This is a genomic window from Streptomyces chiangmaiensis (assembly GCF_036281785.1).
Lineage (GTDB): Bacteria > Actinomycetota > Actinomycetes > Streptomycetales > Streptomycetaceae > Streptomyces > Streptomyces chiangmaiensis.
Genome location: NZ_JAYWVC010000545.1, coordinates 1 through 1,539, shown reverse-complemented (window position 1 = coordinate 1,539; position 1,539 = coordinate 1). Strand labels below are relative to the sequence as shown.

The 1,539-nt window shown below is 68.8% G+C and carries 1 protein-coding gene and 1 pseudogene; both read right to left on the bottom strand.

Features of this window, described 5'->3' with window-relative positions; all coding sequences use genetic code 11:
- A pseudogene (locus tag VXC91_RS45395) lies at nucleotides 1-222 on the bottom strand (hypothetical protein); the annotation flags it as partial.
- Nucleotides 223-282: 60 nt separating this feature from the next.
- Nucleotides 283-1,272 (bottom strand): phosphotransferase family protein, encoded by a 990-nt coding sequence (locus tag VXC91_RS45390; protein ID WP_329513176.1) that lies wholly within the window; start codon nucleotides 1,270-1,272, stop codon nucleotides 283-285.
- Nucleotides 1,273-1,539 lie beyond the last annotated feature (267 nt).

The window sequence follows — 1,539 nt, the reverse complement described above, 5'->3', positions numbered from 1 at the left end:
CTGTCCTCGGAGGTATTTGGTGAACCAGCTCGTCTTGAGGGGGATCTCCTGGACGCCCTTGCCCATCAGGCCGAAGAGGCCGGAGCACCACACGTCCACGGTGGCTTCCTCGGGGCGGTAGGCGCGTACGACGGTCCCGGCGGGCATGGTGCGGCTGACGAAGGTGGCCCCGGCCGACGGCCGTCCTTCGTCGTCCAGCCCGATCTTCCGGTTGAACGCCACGGTGTAGTCCGCATCGAACGCCTGCTGCTATTTAGCGAACAAGTTGAGACACCCGGGAATTCAGGCGTGGACCAGTTCCAGCGCCTGCTTCAGGTTGTACTCGGCGATGCCCGCCATGAAGGCCCGGTCGGGGAAGTACCCGTCGAGCAGCCGCAGCGGTCCCGCCGTCAGCGAGAGTCGCTGTGCGAGCATGTAGAGCGCGAGCCGGTCCTCGTCCAACCCGGCCACCCTCAGCGGCTGGTAGGCGTCATGCAGGCGGATCTGTAGAAAAACGTGCTCCCACTCGACGTCGAAGTACATCAAGCCCTCGATGTCGATCACTACGGGGTTCCCGTCCGCGTCCACTAGCACGTGGTCGGGCCCCAGTTCGCCGTGCACGACCGCGCGCTCCGCGCGCGGTCGCACCGCCGCCGCCAGGCCCAACAGCCGCTCCTCCAGCCGGTCGCGGGCGCCCGCGATCCGCGGATCGCGCGAGGCTGCCTCAGCGAGGTCCCGCAGCGCACGGTCGAGGACCACCCCCTCGCACGACGTACCGCGCGACGTTCCTCCTCCGTCGACCACGGCCACCTTGCCGTACGCGGGTGCCCGGTGGCTCTGCATCGCCTCCAGCGACTCCGCGAGCCGGGCCATGACCGGAGCAGCCGCGCGCCGGTCGCGCGCGAGCAACTCCTCCAGGCTCTCGCCCGGGAGGTCCTCGACGATCGCAAGGTCGGCCGGGCAGTGGGCGCCGTCGCGATCGACGAGACGGATCGCCGGAACGCGCACGCCGAGTGCGTCCAACCGCGCGTGCGCAGCCTCGAACAGGTCGAGCCCGAGGCCGGGCGAGAACGGGTCGGTGAGGTCGTCGTCGCCCTCGGCCGCCGGCCAGTAGTTCTCGGCGTCATCCCACAGGTAGGCAATCGCCGTCGTCGCATCGTCCATCACCAGGCGGTACACGCCCTTCTTACTGCCGCCCGCGATCCGCTCGACCGCTTCCAGCCGCCGCCCGCCGCCCAGCGCGGCCCGCGCCGCACCCGCCAACTGCTCCCGCGTTACGGCCCTGGGTGCCACGTTCCGAACCGCCTCTCCGCCACGACAACCCGCGCACCCTACGGGAGCATCGACGTGCAGGCGATTGGTTTATTCCGGATCCGAGCACGCACTGGCTCTGGTCCCCTGGGGCGCCCCGCTGCCGACCAAGATCACTGACGGTGACCGCCGGACTGAGCTCCGCGGGGAACCGGCGACAGTTGAATACGAGAGCCCACCAGTACAACCGTTCCTGAACAGTGATCAGAAGTGACCATGAAGATCAATCTGGCACTGCACCCATCCCGA